Raw genomic sequence first — 17,063 nt, forward strand, 5'->3', positions numbered from 1 at the left:
CGTTTCGCCGCAGCTCCTCACGGTCGACGCCACGCTGTGGACCGATGACGTATGGGTCGTGGATTCCATGCCGGTGGGGCTGCGGCTGCACCTGGTGTGCACCCTGCGGGGTTTGCCTGTGGCCTTCGTGCTGACCGGGGCCAAGGCCGACGAACGCGAGACGCCGGTGAATCTGGTTGCCGTCGAGCCGCAGCTCATAGGCGAGCGTCCTGGCCGGACACTGATCGGGGACAAGAACTACTTCGGCTGCGAGATCGAGCAACACCTTGTGGGTCAACGAGACCTTCAAGGGTCAGCTCGACCTCGAACGGCACCGCGGCCCCACGCCCGGGGGCGTGGCCGTCCGCGTCCCGCAGCGGATGCTCGCCCTCATCGCCGTCATCTGGCACAACGACCTCACCGGCCGGCCGGTCATGTCATGCGCGCACTGACCAACGACGACCACTGAACACCTTGGAATCGATCGGCTGGTGACCCATGACGCCGCGGCGGCCGACCTCTGGGCTGCGGCCTGTGTGTCGTGGGAACCTGACACCGGCGGTGCACGGGCGCCGGACGGGGGTGGGGGGTTGTTCTTCGAGGCGGAGGTGACCGCTGTCCGCAGGGACGTCTTCGGCAGCCGGGTGTGGAGCGCGCAGGCGCTCCGGGTGGTGCGCGATACGGCGGAAGCGCTCGTGGTCGCGTGTTGTCCGGGGGCGGAGGGCATGGCTCCCACCGACTGGATCGCGTCGCGGGTCTCCGGGGACGCCGCGCCTCGCGAGCGGGCGGTGGGCTCCCTCGCGGCGGGCGGGTGGCGGCTCGCCCCATGGCGGTGGGAGAGCGCCGTGCTGCTGCTCTGGAATCCGCCGGGGACGTACTTCAGCGTCAACGCCTTCTACGACCTCGCCGGTGACTGCGGGCTGAACCGCTGGTACGTCAACTTCCAGCGTCCGCTGCGCCGCACGGCGAGCGGGTTTGACACCTTCGACCTGCTGCTCGACCTGGTGGTCGCACCGGACCTGGCACGGTGGGAGTGGAAGGACGAGGACGAGTACGCCCACGGGCGGCGCCTTGGGGTGGTGGGGGAGTCCGATCACCGTGGCGTCGAGGAAGCGCGGGGACAGGTGCTGGGGATGATCGAGAACCGGGAGGGTCCGTTCGCGGACGGTGCCGGGCTGCGGGACTGGCGCTGGGACCCGCTCTGGCCGGTGCCGGAGTTGCCCGGGGGCTGGGAAGGCGGGGTGGTTGGGTCAGGGGTGGCGGCTGTGGACGCGGCGGTAGCTCCAGATGAGGAGGGCGAAGATGATGAGGCCGGAGAGGATGAGGCTCGAACCCGTGCTCCAGCCGGTGAACGGGAGCCAGGAGAGCGCGCGCAGGCCGCAGATGACGCCGGCCGCGATGAGGCCGAGGCCGGCCAGGGCCGTGCCGGCGATCCGCCAGGGTGAGGCCACGCCGGCCTCCGCGCCCTGCAGGGCGCGCTCGCGGACCGGCTCGACGTAGCGGGCCACCGCGGGGATCGCGCGGGAGAGCAGGATGAGTCCGGCCAGCACCAGCAGGAGGCCAGGCCCGGGCAGCACCAGCAGCGCCACGCCGATCAGCACCAGCAAGCCGCCCGCCGCACCCAGGAGAACCCGCTTCGCCGGGTGCAGCCGCACCAGTTCGGGTACGTCCGTCTGCTTCTCGGACTCCTCGTCCGGTTGGGGTTCCCCGCTTCCGGACCGCCGTGCTCCGCTCATCGGCTCACCGTAGCCGCGGATCCGCCCGCCGGGAGGCCGCGACACCGGAACGAGTGACACCAGGACGAGTGACCCCGGCACCGTGTGACCTGGGCGGAACCGCCGCCGGCCGGCGCGCTCAGCGGCCGGGAGCCCACCCGCGGCGGTAGTCCGGGTGGGCACTGTACGTGGCCGCGTCGAGGCGCAACGCGAAGTGCACCACGCGCAGTTCGGCCCGGGCGAGGGAGTACGCCGCGCCGTCGTCGCCGGCCGCCGCCTGGTCCATCCGCAGCTGGATCGACTCGCGCAGCACCAGCAGGCTGCGCCGCGCGGCGACACCGCGGATCGTCTGCGCCGGGTCGTGCCGGGCCACATGCCCGGCGAGCGCCTCCCCGAGGCTGAACCGGGTCCCGTCGTCGGTCACCAGATCGCCGTCGCGGGCCTGCCAGCTGCCGTCCGCGGTCACACAGGCGGCGGCCAGCCGGTCCTCTTCGTCCAGGCGTGCGCGGAGGAACACCACCAGGTCGTCCATTACTCCAGTGTTTCCACCGGACGCGGTGATCACCCCCCCATGGCTCGAACGCGTGGCCGCCACGGTCCGGTGGCAGCCGTACAAATGCCGATTCGCGGCCCTATTGCGGTGCAGGAGCGGCGGGGCGGAAATGCACCGTGCGGGGCGGGACATCGGTTTTTCAGCGGCGATAGCGGTATTCACGCGAGAATCCGCGCCGGCACATGGCCGGTGGGCGATGAACGGCCCAACTCCCGTTTTCCTCAAGGGTGTTATTGGCCGGTACAGCTATGTCTTCAGCGGAATTTCAGACCCTGGCCACTCGGCGAAAGGCGGGTCCTGCACCGGGCGCGCTGATTCTGGTGGAGCCCCGATTCGACGTGCCACCCAGTGAGAGGACCTGTCATGACTGACACTCCGGAAGCGCAGGACTCGGGCTCCGCTCTGACCCGTCGCAGACTTCTCGGATCGGCCGCCACCGTCGGCGCCATCGCGGCCGTGGACATGGCACTGCCCTCCAACATCCGCAAGGCGGTCGCCGCCGGCGCCACGCACGGCGGGAAGCTCAGTGACATCAAGCACGTCGTCCTGCTGATGCAGGAGAACCGCTCCTTCGACCACTACTTCGGCACCCTGTCCGGCGTCCGCGGCTTCAGCGACCCGAAGGCGATGCGGCTGCCCAACGGGGACCCGGTCTTCAAGCAGCCCGACGGGGTGAGCCCGGACGGCTACCTGCTCCCGTTCCACCTGGACAGCAAGAGCACCTCGGCGCAGGCCATCCCCTCCACCAGCCACGCCTGGTCGGTGCAGCACCAGGCGTGGAACAACGGCACGATGGACAGCTGGCTGCCCGCGCACCGTGCCGCGGACGGCGCCAACGGCCCGTACACGATGGGCTACTACACCCGCGACGACATTCCGTTCCAGTTCGCGCTGGCCGAGAACTTCACCGTGCTGGACCGCTACCACTGCAGCGTGATGGGTCCCACGCACCCGAACCGCTACATGTGGATGAGCGGCACCGTCGACCCCAACGGCCTGGCGGGCGGCCCCTGTCTGGACAACGGGGCGCCCAACGGCACCTACTCCTGGAAGACCTACCCGGAGCGGCTGCTGGAGGCCGGGGTCAGCTTCAAGTTCTACCACCAGCAGCCCGACGGCACCGGGGTCGACCAGATCCACCACATGAAGCAGTACCTGGCGCTCACCCCGGACCAGGAGCTCTACCAGCGGACCGTCCAGCCCACCCCCATCGGGCAGTTCCAGTACGACGCGATGAACGACCAGCTGCCGACCGTCAGCTGGATCTTCCCCCCGGGCGGCTTCGACGAGCACCCGGCCAACCTGCCCGCCGCCGGGGCCACGTTCGTCTCCGGCATCGTCGACGCGATCGCGGCCAACCCCGAGGTGTGGGCCAAGACCGCGTTCATCCTCTCCTACGACGAGAACGACGGCATGTTCGACCATGTGCTGCCGCCCACCCCGAAAGCCGGCACCGCCGACGAGTTCGTCACCAAGACGTCGGTCACCGGCGTGGCCGGCAACGGACTGCCGGTCGGCCTGGGCTTCCGGGTGCCCTGCATCATCGTCTCCCCGTGGACCGTCGGCGGCTGGGTGAGCTCCGAGGTGGCCGACCACACCTCGCAGCTCCGCTTCCTGGAGGCGGTCACCGGGGTGAAGGAGACCAACATCAGCCAGTGGCGCCGCCGTACCGTCGGCGACCTGACCTCCGCGTTCCGCTTCGGCGACCGGACCAGGAAGGCCCCGGCGCTGCCGGACACCAACGGCCAGTACAGCCTGGCGCAGTACGAGGTGAGCCAGCTGCCCAAGCCGGCCGCGCCCACCTCGAACCAGCGGATGCCGCGTCAGGAGCCGGGCAGCCGCCCGCACATCTCGTAACACCCCGCGGACACCGCCACCGTGCGCGGCCTCCCTCCGGAAAGGTTCCGTCCCCCCGGCGGAGGGAGGTGCGCGGGCGCGGGTCGGTGGCGGGCGTGGCCCACCTCGACCCCTGGGGGAGCCCCCGCCTACCGGACCGGCTCGCCCGTTTCCAGCAGCCGGCCCGCCGCGAGCCGGAGCCGGCGGGTCACCCGGATCACCGCCAGGAACCGTTCGTCGTGGCCGACCACCACGAACGCCCCTTCGTAGGTGTTGAGCGCGCTCTCCAACCGGCCGACGCTGACCAGGTCGAGATTGTTGGTCGGCTCGTCCAGCAGGAGCAGTTGCGGGGCCGGTTCGGCGAAGAGCACACAGGCCAGCGTGGCGCGCAGCCGCTCACCGCCGGAGAGCGCACCGACCGGGAGATGGACCCGGGAGCCGCGGAAGAGGAAGCGGGCCAGCAGATTCATCCGCTCCGCCGCAGCCATCCCGGGCGCGGACGTGGCGAGATTCTCCGCCACCGTACGGTCGGCATCCAGCAGGTCCAGCCGCTGCGACAGATGGGCGACCCGGCCGTCGGCGCGCTTCGTGCCGCCGGCCGCGGGCGTCAGTTCACCGGCGATCAGCCGCGGCAAGGTGGACTTTCCGGCGCCGTTGGGGCCGGTCAGCGCGATCCGCTCCGGTCCGCGGATCGTCAGGTCGGCGCCCTCGCCCGCGAACAGCTCCCGCTCCCCGTAGCCGATCCGCATCCGCTCGCCGAGGAAGACCGTACGGCCGGCCGGGACGTTGGTGCGGGGCAGTTCCAGCGCGATCCGCTCCTCGTCGCGCACCGCCCGGCCCGCCTCGTCGAGCCGGGCCCTGGCGTCACCGAGCCGGGCCGCGTGCGTCCCGTCGGACCTGCCGGCCGACTCCTGGGCGTTGCGCTTCATCGTCCCGGCGAAGATCTTCGGCAGGCCGGCGCTCTTGAGGTTCCGCGACGCGTTTCCCGCTCGCCGGGCCGCCCGTTCCCTGGCCTGTTGCAGTTCCCGTTTCTCCCGCTTCACCTCCTGCTCGGCGGTGCGGACGTTCTTCTCGGCGACCTGCCGCTCGGCCCGCACCGCTTCCTGGTACGCGGTGAAGTTCCCGCCGTAGGAGCGGACCTCGCCCCGTTCGAGTTCGGTGATGCGGTCCATCCGGTCCAGCAGCTCACGGTCGTGGCTGACCAGCAGGAGGCAGCCGTTCCACTCCTCCAGCACGGCGTAGAGCTGGTGGCGCGCGTCCAGGTCGAGGTTGTTGGTGGGCTCGTCGAGCAGCAGCACGTCGGGCCGCTTCAGCAGTTGCGCGGCCAGTCCCAGCGAGACGGCCTGCCCGCCGCTGAGGGTGTGCAGCGGCCGGTCGAGGGAGATGTCGACCAGGCCGAGCCGGTCCAGCTGGGCGCGGGTGCGCTCCTCGATGTCCCAGTCGTCGCCGATGGCGGTGAAGTGCTCCTCGCCGGTGTCGCCGGACTCGACCGCGTCCAGTGCCCTGATCACCGCGGCGATCCCCAGCACCTCGGCCACGGTCAGGTCGCCGGTGAGCGGCAGGCTCTGCGGCAGGTAGCCGAGGACTCCCCGGACGGAGACGCTGCCGGCGGCCGGCGGGTACTCACCGGCGATCAGCTTGAGCAGAGTGCTCTTGCCGGCTCCGTTCGGTGCGACCAGGCCGGTGCGGCCGCCGCCCACGGTGAAGGACAGGTCCTGGAAGACCGGGGTGTCGTCCGGCCAGGAGAAGGAGAGATTCGAGCAGATGATGAAGGTGTCGGACATGCGAGAGCCCTGGGGGTGCGTGCGGGCGCGCCGGAGCCGCCCAGCGGGAGAACGGGGGTCAGGGAACGACGAGGACGGCCATGGCGGCTGCGCTGCCGCGCGCCTGCCGGTGGCCGGTCACCTTCCGGGCTCACCCGGAGATATCGTCGTCACCCGCCACGGCTGGTCTCCCTTGTTTCCGACCTTGTTTCCGATCACTCGCAGCTCCCCAGTTTACCGGCGACAGCGCGGACTGTCGCCGGAATTCGCCGGGGGCGGCCGGCTCCAGCTCGGACATCACCGCCGTGAGCTGCGGTTTCCCCGCAGGAGCGGGGCGGGCGGACCGGGGGTCCGCCCGCCCGGGATCAGCCGGCCAGGCGGGCTCCGTGCAGGGTGACGGAGCCGCCGGGCGACAGGCGGACGGTACGGGTGACGCCGCTCGCCGTCACCGTCGTCGTACGCCCGCCCACGCTGCGCAGCACCGCGCTCACCACCCGCCCCTGCTGCCAGGTCAGGTCGACGACGAAGCCGCCGCGGGCGCCGACCCCGCTGATATGGCCGGAGGCGGCCCAGGCCGAGGGGAGGGCCGGCAGGAGTTCGATGTGACCGGGGCGCGAGTAGACCAGTGTCTCCACCATCGCGGTCGGGGTGCCGAAGTTGGCGTCGATCTGGAAGATGCTGCGGTTCTCCTCGACCTGGTAGATGTCGAAGAAATTGACCGCCGTGCCATTGGTGTTGTCGGTGGACGGGCGGAGATTGGTGGTGATCAGGCGGTACGCGGTCTCGCCGTCCTTCAGCCGGGCCCAGCACAGGGCGCGCCAGGCGTTGGCCCAGCCGTAGCTGTCCATGCCACGGGCCACCAGCAGATTGCGCGCGCCGGTCAGGATGTCCGCGGGGGAGTGGCCCGGGCGGATCCGGTCGCCGGGGAAGAGGCCGATCAGCGGGGAGAGATGGCGGTGCTCGGTCTCGCCCAGGTTGTCCGGCGACATCCACTCCTCCAGCCAACCGGTGGTCGGGCTGACCTGCGGGAGGTAGAGCCGCTCGCGCAGCGCGGCGATGGTCCGCCGGTAGCCGGCGTCCTTGCCGAGCACCTCGCCGGCGGCGGCGAAGTTGCCGAACAGGGCCCAGACCAGCTCCTGCGAGTAGGTGTTGCCGAGCGCGTCCTGCGGCCCCTGCTCCGGCGACCAGTCCTTGTCGTCCACCAGCACCTCGCGGCTCTTCCCACTCACCGGGTCAGTCACCGTCGTGGTGACCAGCCGCGCCTGCCAGAACTCGCAGGCGCCCTTGAGCAGCGGGTAGATACGGGCCAGCAGGCGCCGGTCCTGCGTGTACTCGTAGTGGGAGTAGAGCGTGTTGGCCAGCCAGGCGTTGGCCGCGGGGTGCCACCACCAGCCGGAGCCGCCGTGGATGTTGGTGGAGAAGGCGACCGCCCAGCCGGCCACCTTTCCCGAGGAGTTGCGGAACCGGTTGCGGGGGTCGTTGAAGAGTTCCCGGGTGGCCTCGGACCAGGAGGGCAGCTGCGCCAGACAGTAGTCGGTGAAGGCGTCGAAGCAGCCCGGCAGTCCGGCCCGGTCGGACATCCAGTAGTTCATCTGGACATTGATGTCGGTGTGGTAATCACCCATCCAGTCCGGGTCGTTGCCGTCCAGCCACGGGCCCTGCAGGCCCATCGGCAGTCCGTCCCGCGAGCCGCAGATCATCAGGTAGCGGCCGAACTGCAGATACGACGCCTCCAGCTCCGGGTCGGGGGAGGCGCCTTCAGCGGCCCGTGCCTGCAGCCTGCTCCAGGTGTCCAGCCGGCGCTGCTGCGGGCTCGACGTGCCGAACGACACGGACTGGGCGTCGAAGAGCCGCCGGTAGTCGGCCACATGGGTGTTCCGCAGTACGTCCGGTGCGTGCCGTACGGCGGCCCGCACCTTCCGCCGGGCCAGCGACCGCGGTTCGACCGACGGATCGCGGTAGCCGCGGGACGCGTCGGGCGCGTAGTTCGTCCCGCCGCTGAGCACCACCGTCAGATCGGCGCAGTCGCTGAACTCCACCGAGCCGTCCGTCACCCGTACGGTGCCGGTACGGCTGACGGCGGTGACCGCGGCGCCGTACTGCAGCGCGTTGTCGAAGGCGGCCCCGATGGACAAGGTGGTGTCGGAGGCGGCCGCGGAGACGGTCTCCCCGTGGGTGCCCGCCAGGGCGATCCGGCCGGTGTAGGTGCCCGCGCCGCTCTGGGAGAAGTGGACCACCACGACGTCGTCCGGGTGGCTGGCGTACACCTCGCGCCGGTACGTCACGCCGGACCGGACGTACGAGGCGCCGACCACGCCGTTGCTCAGGTCGAGCCACCGCCGGTACGCCGAGGCGGACTCCAGGGTGTGCTCGGGTATCTCCACGGACAGGTGGACGAGTTGGGTGAGCGAGCCGAACTCGACCCGCTCGTAGGGGAACTGGCCGTCCGCGTCGAGTACGGTGTTCAGCCCGCCGGTCCACAGGGAACTGTCGGTGACGAAGAGCGTCTCCTGTGCCGGGTCGCCGCCCACCAGTGCGCCCAGCCGGCCGTTGCCGGCCGGCAGCGCCTGCTGGATCATCCGGTCCGGCGCGGCCGGCGCCGGGTACCAGAGCCGCAGTGCCTCGGCCTCGCCGGCGGAGGGATCGGCGGCCGGCCGGTCCGGCTCCGCGGTGGTGGCCGCGAACGCCGGGGTCCCGCCGAGCGCGAGCAGGGTGCCTGTTCCGGCGAGGGCGAGAAAGCTCCGACGACTGTGAGGCTGGGCGGGGGAGGGCTGGCGAGACGTCATAGGGCTGTTCCTCCTGCTGGGTCCGGACCGTGCGGGTTACTGGCCTGAAGCGCAGGAGAAACATAAAACTCATAATTAACTGATTCAAGAGCTGTGCACGCCCGATCGCCGAGAACATCCGATGTGTGGCGCCCTCGGAGGGTCCGCGGGACCGTGGCCGTGCGCCGGCGCAGAAGGCAGGGGCGGCGCGGGGTGGGGCGGCCTACCGGCTGGTCACCGCGGGCCTGCGCAGCGGCGCGCCCGCCTGGTGGAGATGCCGCAGGGCCTGGCGGTAGGAGGCGGTCAGGCCCGTCTCGGTGTAGACGACGCCGAGTTGGGCGCAGTAGTCCCTGACGATGGGGCGGGCCTTGCGCAGATGCGGGGTCGGCATGCTCGGGAAGAGGTGGTGCTCGATCTGGTGATTGAGGCCGCCGAGCGCCAGGTCGAGCAGCCAGTTCCCGCGGACGTTGCGGGAGGTGAGCACCTGCCGCCGCAGGAAGTCGGGCCGCTCGTCGTCGCCGGCCAGTGTCGGCATGCCTTTGTGGTTGGGCGCGAAGGTGCAGCCCAGATAGACACCGAACACCGCCTGGTGCACCGCGAGGAACGCCAGCGCCTGCAGCGGTGAGAGGACCACCAGCAGCGCGGCCCCGTAGACGACGGTGTGCGCGCCCAGCATCCCGGCTTCCAGGCCGCGCTGCCTGCTCGACCGGCGGAACAGCGAACGAACGCTGGAGACATGCAGGTTGAAGCCCTCCAGGGTGAGCAGCGGGAAGAAGAGGTACGCCTGCCGGGCACCGACCCACTTCGCCAGTCCGCGGGCCGAGCGGGCCTGCCCGGTGGACCAGACCAGGATGTCCGGCGCCACATCGGGATCCAGGTCCTCATGGTTGGGGTTCGCGTGGTGGCGGGTGTGCTTGTCCTGCCACCAGCCGTAGCTCATACCGATGCACAGGTTGCCCGCCAGCCGGCCGGCCAGTTCGCTGGCGCGCCGCAGCCGGAAGACCTGACGGTGCGCCACATCATGGGCGACCAGGGCGATCTGCGCGTACAGCAGACCCAGGACGGCCGCGGTCAGCAGCTGCCAGCGGGAGCCGCCGAGCAGGGCGAACCCGGTCCAGACCGCGCCGAAGAGCACCGCGACAGCGGTGATGCGCACCGTGTAGTAGCCGGGCCTGCGGCGCAGCAGGCCGGCCTGGGCGATTCTCCTGGACAGTTCGGCGAAGTCGCTGCCGGCGCCGTGCGGCCCGGCCGCGGCACGGGTGCGCGGCGGGGCGGCGGGCCCGGCCGGCAGTACCTTCGACAGCTCCAGCTTCCCTGTCACCGGGCCGCGGTCGAGGACCTCTGCCCGGCCTGTCGTCGCCTGGGGGTGTTCTCCGTCGGTGGTGCTCACCGTTCCGCGTCCTCGTCTGACCCGCGCCCGGCAGCGTCCCCGCGAGGTGCCCCAAGGGGCACGCGGCACGGTGACCGGCAGACGTCGGATCGGGTAGCCGCGCCCGGGGCGGGCCCGTGGTGTCACGGGAGACGCTCCTGGTCCGCTACCGCGGTGCGAAGGGGGCGGAGGGCGCTTGATGGGCCCGAAGGGGCACCCGGACCGGGTCCGGGATTCGGGCGGAGCGCCGACGGGGTCTGGGACGGCTTGGTACAAAAGTAACGCCGGCCGTCCGGCTCGTACAGACCGCCCGCCCGGTACGCGCGTACCGGGCGGGCGGTGACCCGGTGTCAGGACCAGGTCCACCCCGCGACCTCGGGCATGTCCTCGAAGTGTGCACGGATGTAGTCGTGGTGGCGGGCGAGCATGGCGTGGCAGTACTCGGCGAGGCCGGCGGCGCCCTCCGGGACCCGGCGGGAGCGGCGCAGCGCCTCCAGCACCAGGTGGTAGCGGCTCATCCCGTTGAGCACGACCATGTCGAAGGGTGTCGTGGTGGTGCCCTGCTCGTTGAAGCCGCGGACGTGGAACCGGCCGGGGTCGGTCCTGCCGTGCAGCAGCTCGTGCACCGCCCTGGGGTAGCCGTGGAAGGCGAAGACCACGTCGGTGCTGTCGGTGAAGAGCTCGCCGAACTTCTCGTCGGTGAACCCGTGCGGGTGGTCCGCGGCGGGCAGCAGCGCCATCAGGTCGACCACGTTCACCACCCGGACCCGCAGGCCGGGGGCGCGCTCGCGGAGCAGGGCGGCGGCGGCCAGGGTCTCCAGGGTGGGTACGTCCCCGGCCGCGGCGAGCACCACGTCGGGTCCGGTGCCCTCACCGGCGTCGTCCGTCTCGGTGCCGGCCCACTCCCAGACCGACGCCCCCGCGGCGCAGTGCGCGTCCGCCTCCTCCCGGCTCAGGTACTGCAGGTGCGGCTGCTTGTCGACCACGATCAGGTTGACGTGGTCGCGGCTGCGCAGGCAGTGGTCGGCGATGGAGAGCGTGGTGTTGGCGTCCGGCGGCAGCCAGATCCGTACCACCGAGGGCGCGAGCGGGATCGCGGTGTCGATCAGCCCCGGGCCCTGGTGCGAGAAGCCGTTGTGGTCGTTGCGCCAGCAGGTCGAGGTGAGCAGCACGTTCAGCGACGCCACGGACGCGCGCCACGGCAGCTCGGCGGCGTGCTGGAGCCACTTGGTGTGCTGGATCAGCATCGAGGCGGAGACCATCGCGAACGCCTCGTAGGTGGCGAACATCCCGTGCCGGCCGGAGAGCAGATAGCCCTCAAGCCAGCCCTCGCACAGGTGCTCGGAGAGCACTTCCATGACCCGGCCCTCGGGCGACAGATGGTCGTCGGTGGGCAGGACGGGGGCCTGCAGGCAGCGGTCGGTCACGTCGAAGACCGCGGCGAGCCGGTTGCTCGCCGTCTCGTCGGGGCTGAACAGCCGGAAGGTGCCGCCGCCGTCCGACTCCTGGATGGTCGCGGCGTAGACGTCCCGCAGCAGTTCGCCCAGCGGCCGGGTGTTCTCGTACTCCACCGCTCCCGGCTTGTCGACGGCCAGGGCGTACCGCTCCAGGTCCGGCAGCGGCAGATCGCGCAGCAGCCGGCCCCCGTTGGCGTACGGGGTGGCCGCCATGCGCTTGTCGCCGTCCGGCGCCAGCGCCGCCAGCTCCGGGACGAGCCGGCCGTCGGCGTCGAAGAGCGTCTCCGGGTGGTAGGAGCGCAGCCACTCCTCCAGGAGGCGCAGATGGGCGGGGTTCTCCCGGACCTGGGCGAGGGGGACCTGGTGGGAACGGAACGTGCCCTCGATCTGTACCCCGTCCACCACGCCGGGCCCGGTCCAGCCCTTCGGGGTACGCAGGATGACGGCCGGCCAGCGCACCGGGCGGAACTCCTCGCCGCCGGCGCCGCCGCGGGCCTCCTGCTGGATGGCGCGGATCCGGGCGTGGGCGGCGGTCAGCGCGCTGTGCAGGGCGGTGAAGACGGCCGCCGGGTCGTCGCCGGCCACCACGACCGGGTCCCAGCCCTGGGCGGCGAGCAGTCCGACGACATCGGCGTCGTCGGACCGGCCGAGCACCGTGGGCCCGGAGATCTTGTAGCCGTTCAGATGGAGGATCGGCAGGACCGCGCCGTCCCGCCGCGCGTTGAGGAACGCGGGGATCTTCCAGGACGCGGCCAGCGGCCCGGTCTCGGCCTCGCCGTCACCGACGACACAGGCGACCAGCAGCTCGGGGTGGTCGAAGGCGGCGCCCGCGGCGTGTGCCAGCGCGTAACCCAGCTCACCGCCCTCGTGGATGCTGCCCGGGGTCTGCACGCTGACGTGGCTGGGAATGCCGCCCGGGGTGGAGAACTGCCGTACCAGCGCGGTCAGTCCGTCCAGGTCCGGCGCGACGCGCGGGTAGACCTCGCTGTAGGTGCCCTCCAGATACGCGTTCGCCACCAGGGCCGGACCGCCGTGGCCGGGGCCGGTGACGTACAGGCAGTCCGTACCGGTGGTGCGGATGAGCCGGTTCAGCAGCGTGTAGATCATCGACAGGCCGGGGCTGGTGCCCCAGTGCCCGAGCAGCCGCGGCTTGATGTCCTCGACGGTCAGCGGCCGGCGCAGCAGGGGGTTGGACCGGAGGTAGATCTGGGTGACCGTCAGGTAGTTCGCCGCCGCCCACCATCGCAGGTCCAGCTCGCGGTCGGTCGCGGTGTACACCGCCCCGGCGTCCGGCCCTGCGCTTGGCGGCGTGGTACTCGTCGGCATCGTGCGTGCTCCGCTTCTGCCGCCCCGTCGGCCGGGTGCGGCGGTGGCCCGGCGTACCGGGGGAGGAATGACGGTGTGCGCCCGGGCCTGTTCAGGGCGGGCGCGGGCCGGGTGGGCCCCTAGGGTTGGGCGCCCGGGCGGGGCGGCCCGTCGTGCGGTTCGCGGTCCGCGGCCGGCGGGATGGTGACCACCGGGCACCGTGCCTCCCGCAGGCAGTCACGGGCGACCGGGCCCAGTTCGGTGGGCAGGCCGTTGTCGTGAAGGCCGTGCCCCAGCGCCAGCAGCCGGGCCCGGCGGGCGTACCGCAGCAGCACGACCACGGGCGCGCCCTCGACCAGTTCGGCCCGTACATCGGCGTCCGGGTGCGCCACGCGGACCTCGGTCACCGCACGGCGCAGCCGCTGCTGCGCCTGGACCCGGTCCTCGGCGGGCGTACGGCGGGGCGCCTCGGTCGCGTACGGGGCCCGCAGCCGGACCGAAGGCTCCCAGGTCTGGACGGTGACCACCGGCACGTGCAGCAGCTGTGCCTGCGTCGCGGCCCAGTGCAGGGCCGCGAGGGAGGCGGGTGATCCGTTCACTCCCACGATGATCGGTCGCTCAGCGGTGTTCTCGGACATGGCGTCCTCCAGTCGGCATATCTTCAGGATGGCGCTGCGGTCACGCGGGCGGCCAGGGCCGAAGGGCCTTCGGTCGTGGCCCGGACGGTCGTCACCGCAAGGGCAAAGGGCCCGGCCGAGCTGCTGTGGTCAGCGGGTTCCCCGGGGGACATAGCCCCGGCGTGCCGGCGGGCTCCCCTCATGGTGCGGCTTGCCGCCCTGCCCGGCGTCAACCGCCGCCCGGGCCCCCGGTTCTGGGCCGTGCGGTCCGACCAGGGGCGGGGGGCGGTGAATTCCCCGGAGGTGCCCGGTGGTTGTCCGGCGGGGCGCGCAGCGGGCGGGCGGCGCGAGGGGACCGAGGGGACACGGACCGGGGAAGGGCGTCAGCGGGGGTCCCCGCCGGGCGGGGCAGACTCGCGGTCGACCGCGGCCCGCCACTGCTCGCGCAGCCGCGCCAGCTCGCCCAGCGCCTCAGGCGTCCACCTGGCGCGGCCCGCCGACAGGCGCCGGATCATACGGTTGATGTCGGCCGCGGAGCGGCAGGCGCCGTCGGCCGACGGGGTCGGGAACATTCGCCGAACCTATGGGCCGCTACTAAGCAGCCGATATACGCCCAGCCCAGGCCCTCTTGCGCGGCCTCGCGGCGAGCACCGCGCCGCCGCGCCGCCGGCTCTCAGCCGGCGGTGCCGGTCCGGTGGGGCGGGCGCCAGACGGCGCCGGTGAGGTTCTCGCTGACCCGCCACAGGTCGCGCGCGAGAGCGGGGTCGCTCGCGGCCGGCGTACGGCCGACCAGGGTCGGGTGGCCGCGCTGCTCCCCGCGCCCGTCGGGTCCGGCGTAGCTGCCGCCGGGCAGTTCCGCGGTGGCCGCCCACAGCGTCGGCTCGGCCCCCGCCTCCTCGGACTGCGTGACGAACCGTCCCACGGTGGCGGCGACCGCGGACATGACCGGGCCCAGGTGGCGGTTGAGGTCGGTGCTGGCGGCGCCCGGATGGGCGGCCAGCGCGCGCACCGGGGAGTCTGCCTCGGTCAGCCGGCGCTGCAGTTCCAGGGTGAACAGGAGATTGGCCAGCTTGGACTGGGCGTAGGCGGCGCCTCGGCGGTACGGCCTGCGCTGCCAGTTGAGGTCGTCCAGGTCGAGCGCCGCCGCCTTGTGGGCGTTGGAGGCGACGGTGACGACGCGGTCGGTGAGGTGCGGCAGCAGTGCGTTGGTGAGCGCGAAGTGGCCCAGGTGGTTGGTGCCCATCTGGAGTTCGAAGCCGTCAGCGGTACGGCGCTGCGGGACGTTGGCGACCCCGGCGTTGTTGATCAGGATGTCGATGCGCCGGCCCCAGCCGTCGGCGAAGCGGCGGACCGAGGCCAGGTCGGCGAGATCGAGTTCGCGCACCTCGACGGAGCCCGGCAGCGTCTGTGCCGCCCGCTGTCCCCGGTCGTGGTCGCGGACGGCGAGGACGACATGGGCGCCGGCCGCGGCGAAGGTACGGGCGGTGACCAGCCCGAGGCCGCTGTTGGCGCCGGTAACGACCACGGTACGGCCGGACTGGGCGCCGGGGGCGAGGGCCGGGAGAGCGAAGGTGGTGTCCATGCCTCCCAAAGTAGACGCCGACTACATTGTAGTCAACGACAACATTGGATACCCTTCGGGCCATGACGCCCTCCGCCGCCGACCGGCCCTACCACCATGGGAATCTCCGTGCGGAGCTGCTGGCCCACGCCGAACGGATGCTGGACGAGAGCGGACAGGACGGTCTGTCGCTGCGGGAACTCGCCCGCGCGGCCGGTGTCAGCCATGGCGCGCCGAGACGGCACTTCGCCGACCGCCAAGCGCTGCTGGACGCCTTGGCCGCGGAGGGCTTCGAACGGCTCCGCGGCGAGCTGGACGCGGCGATGACGGACGCGGCGATGACGGACGCGGTGATGACGGACGCGGTGATGACGGACGCGGTGACGGCCGGGGAGGGCACGGCCGGAAGGGAGACCGCGGACGCGGAGACGGCGGGGCCGGGCCGGTCCTTCGCGGACCGCCTGGAGACCTTCGCCCAGGCGTATGTGAGCTTCGCGATCCGGCACACGGAGCTGCTGCGGCTGATGCACACCATCAAGGACCGGCCCGGCGCCGGGGAACTGCGCGAGGCGAACAACCGGGCCTTCGCGGCCCCCATGCGGCTGATCGCCGAGGCCAGGGCGAGCGGTGAGGTCGTCGCGGACGACCCCGACCGCGTCGCCATGGCGGTGCTCGCGCTGCTCCAGGGGCTGGCCACGGTGATCACCACCGGCATCACCGGCGACCGTGATGTCACCCGGCTGGTCTCCGGGGCGGTCCGCACCCTCGTCGAGGGCCTGCGGCCACGGGCCGGCCGGGCGGACGCGTGATCCCCGCCCGATTCCGCCGGGTCCCGGCCGATTCCGGCGGGGTCCGGCCGGGCCGATTCCGGCGGGGTCCGGCCGGGCCGATTCCGGCGGGGTCCGGCCGGGCCGATTCCGTCAGGTCCCGCCCCATCCCCGCCCGATCCCGGCGGGTCCCGCCCCGGCCGGGCCCGGCCCGATTCCGGCACCGCCGGAGGCGTCCGTCCGCGCGGAACCGGCCTGACCCAGGGCGGCGCCTAGCGGATCCGGCGGCTGCGCTTGTCGCCGAGTGCGGACGGCACGAACATGATGTCGTTGGTGTTCACATCGACGCCCGGAGGCACGATCTCGTCGATCCGGTCGAGTACCTCCTCACTGAGTTCGACCTCCGCGCCGGCCAGCAGATCGGTGAGCTGCCCGGGGGTCCGCGGCCCGATCAGCACCGAGGTGATCGCCGGGTGCGTCAGCACGAAAGCCAGCGACAGATGGGTGAGTTTCACCCCCGCGTCGTCCGCCAGCTTGCCCAGCTCCCGTACCGCCTCCGCCTTCGCACGGTTCGCCGGGTCCGACTGGTCGAAGAGCCGGGTGCCCGCGCCGGCGTTGCGGTGGCCGGCGGTCGGATCGGCCCGGCCGGAGAGCCAGCCGGAACCCAGCGGGCCGAAGGTCAGCACCCCCATGCCGTACCGCCGGGCGGTCGGCAGCAGCGATCCCTCGATCCCGCGCAGCAGGATGTTGTACGGCGGCTGCTCGGAGCGGAAGCGCTGGTGGCCCCGCCGCTCGGCGACCCACTGCGTCTCGACGATCTGCTCCGGGTGGAAGAGCGACGAGCCGATCGCCCGCACCTTGCCGGCCCGGACCAGGTCGGAGAGCGCGGACAGCGTCTCGTCGGGGTCGGTCAGCGGGTCCCACCGGTGCATCTGGTAAAGGTCGATGTAGTCGGTGCCGAGCCGCTGGAGGCTGCCCTCCACCGCCCGCATGATCCATTTCCGGGAGCCGCCCCGCTGGTTCTCGTCGGCACCCATCGGCATCGAGAACTTCGTCGCCAGCACGACGTCGTCACGCCGGCCCTTCAGCGCCTTGCCGACGATCACCTCCGACTCACCGCCGGAATAGACGTCGGCGGTGTCCACGAAGTTGATGCCCGCGTCCAGCGCCGCGTGGATCATGCCCACCGACTCGTCGTGGTCGGTGTTGCCCATGGAGCCGAGCATCATCGTGCCGAGCGCGAACTCGCTCACCGACATGCCCGTTCCGCCGAGGATTCTGCGTTTCATGAAGTGTTCTCCGCTGTCGTGGTCGATCGGTCCCGCACCGACCAGCCAACCACCGCGGGTGCCCGCGCCGGAGGACCGAAAGGGGGC

The 17,063-nt window shown here is 72.1% G+C and carries 12 protein-coding genes and 2 pseudogenes; 4 read left to right on the forward strand and 10 right to left on the reverse strand.

Translation table 11 applies throughout. From position 1 onward, the window contains the following. Positions 1–10: 10 nt before the first annotated feature. Positions 11–431 (forward strand): annotated as a pseudogene (locus tag OG552_RS36560) (IS982 family transposase); the annotation flags it as partial. Positions 432–704: 273 nt separating this feature from the next. After that, positions 705–974, forward strand: a pseudogene (locus OG552_RS33120) (DUF402 domain-containing protein); the annotation flags it as partial. 255 nt (positions 975–1,229) lie between these two features. Here the strand turns inward: OG552_RS33120 and OG552_RS33125 are convergent. Together OG552_RS33125 and OG552_RS33130 are read right to left on the reverse strand one after the other, a co-directional pair. Continuing rightward, on the reverse strand, positions 1,230–1,715 hold the full coding sequence (locus tag OG552_RS33125) for a PGPGW domain-containing protein (protein ID WP_329139320.1): 486 nt from the start codon (positions 1,713–1,715) through the stop codon (positions 1,230–1,232). A gap of 118 nt (positions 1,716–1,833) precedes the next feature. Beyond that, the gene (locus OG552_RS33130) at positions 1,834–2,226 is read right to left on the reverse strand and encodes a DUF6221 family protein (protein WP_329139322.1); all 393 of its coding nucleotides are present in this window, start codon (positions 2,224–2,226) and stop codon (positions 1,834–1,836) included. A gap of 384 nt (positions 2,227–2,610) precedes the next feature. On the opposite strand from OG552_RS33130, the gene OG552_RS33135 reads away from it, so the two are divergent. Then, a complete protein-coding gene (locus OG552_RS33135) occupies positions 2,611–4,104 on the forward strand; it encodes an alkaline phosphatase family protein (RefSeq protein ID WP_329139324.1) in 1,494 nt (497 codons plus the stop codon). Between the two features lie 128 nt (positions 4,105–4,232). Here the strand turns inward: OG552_RS33135 and OG552_RS33140 are convergent, their stop codons facing one another. The 7 genes from OG552_RS33140 to OG552_RS33170 form a co-directional block, all read right to left on the reverse strand. Beyond that, positions 4,233–5,867 (reverse strand): ABC-F family ATP-binding cassette domain-containing protein, encoded by a 1,635-nt coding sequence (locus OG552_RS33140; RefSeq protein WP_329139326.1) that lies wholly within the window; start codon positions 5,865–5,867, stop codon positions 4,233–4,235. A gap of 344 nt (positions 5,868–6,211) precedes the next feature. Further along, positions 6,212–8,632 carry a glycosyl hydrolase family 95 catalytic domain-containing protein gene (locus tag OG552_RS33145; RefSeq protein WP_329139328.1) on the reverse strand — a complete coding sequence of 807 codons (2,421 nt, stop codon included), beginning with the start codon at positions 8,630–8,632 and terminating at the stop codon, positions 6,212–6,214. Between the two features lie 202 nt (positions 8,633–8,834). Then, positions 8,835–9,902, reverse strand: a complete 1,068-nt coding sequence (locus OG552_RS33150) for a fatty acid desaturase family protein (RefSeq protein WP_329141327.1) — start codon at positions 9,900–9,902, stop codon at positions 8,835–8,837. A gap of 428 nt (positions 9,903–10,330) precedes the next feature. Continuing rightward, the gene (locus OG552_RS33155; protein ID WP_329139330.1) at positions 10,331–12,763 is read right to left on the reverse strand and encodes a phosphoketolase family protein; all 2,433 of its coding nucleotides are present in this window, start codon (positions 12,761–12,763) and stop codon (positions 10,331–10,333) included. 119 nt (positions 12,764–12,882) lie between these two features. Beyond that, on the reverse strand, positions 12,883–13,380 hold the full coding sequence (locus OG552_RS33160) for a universal stress protein (protein ID WP_329139332.1): 498 nt from the start codon (positions 13,378–13,380) through the stop codon (positions 12,883–12,885). A 362-nt stretch (positions 13,381–13,742) separates the two neighbouring features. Further along, positions 13,743–13,931: a hypothetical protein gene (locus OG552_RS33165; RefSeq protein ID WP_329139334.1), complete on the reverse strand. Its 189-nt coding sequence runs from the start codon at positions 13,929–13,931 to the stop codon at positions 13,743–13,745. 101 nt (positions 13,932–14,032) lie between these two features. Continuing rightward, positions 14,033–14,941: an oxidoreductase gene (locus tag OG552_RS33170; protein ID WP_329139336.1), complete on the reverse strand. Its 909-nt coding sequence runs from the start codon at positions 14,939–14,941 to the stop codon at positions 14,033–14,035. 62 nt (positions 14,942–15,003) lie between these two features. On the opposite strand from OG552_RS33170, the gene OG552_RS33175 reads away from it, so the two are divergent. After that, positions 15,004–15,729: a TetR/AcrR family transcriptional regulator gene (locus tag OG552_RS33175; RefSeq protein WP_329139338.1), complete on the forward strand. Its 726-nt coding sequence runs from the start codon at positions 15,004–15,006 to the stop codon at positions 15,727–15,729. 230 nt (positions 15,730–15,959) lie between these two features. Here OG552_RS33175 and OG552_RS33180 read toward each other — a convergent pair whose 3' ends face one another. Continuing rightward, positions 15,960–16,976: an aldo/keto reductase gene (locus OG552_RS33180; protein ID WP_329139340.1), complete on the reverse strand. Its 1,017-nt coding sequence runs from the start codon at positions 16,974–16,976 to the stop codon at positions 15,960–15,962. Positions 16,977–17,063 lie beyond the last annotated feature (87 nt).

It is taken from the genome of Streptomyces sp. NBC_01476 (genome assembly GCF_036227265.1).
Lineage (GTDB): Bacteria > Actinomycetota > Actinomycetes > Streptomycetales > Streptomycetaceae > Actinacidiphila.